Genomic DNA, 322 nt, shown 5'->3' with positions numbered 1-322 from the left:
ATTAATGCCTGATACATGCGGGTCCGGCCGTAGGTGTCATTACAATCATCTTCCTCAAGGGTTTCCATCATGGCGTCTGCCAGGGGCTGGTACTTCCATGGGCGGTCTTTATTTGCAAGGTACTGGTAAAACCCCTGCCTGCTGACATGAAGGGTTCTACAGTAAAAGAAGGTATCCCCTTTTAATTCGCCGTCTTTGGTTTTAAGAGCAATAAACTTCATTCTTTCGTTTTTGCTGACCCCAGACGGCTCGCGGCGAAAAAAGCGCTGGCTTCCTCCAGAAAGTCATTTTCCTTCTTTAAACGGCGGATTTCTTTTTCCTG

1 pseudogene is annotated in these 322 nt (G+C 47.2%); it reads right to left on the bottom strand.

Going from position 1 to position 322, the window contains the following annotated elements:
- A pseudogene (locus tag D1646_RS22890) lies at positions 1-221 on the bottom strand (IS3 family transposase); the annotation flags it as partial.
- Positions 222-322 lie beyond the last annotated feature (101 nt).

The sequence above is a fragment of the Pseudoflavonifractor sp. 60 genome (assembly GCF_009911645.1).
GTDB lineage: Bacteria > Bacillota > Clostridia > Oscillospirales > Oscillospiraceae > Lawsonibacter.
Note: the sequence above shows the minus strand (reverse complement) of the source record. Positions and strands in the feature narration are given on the sequence as shown.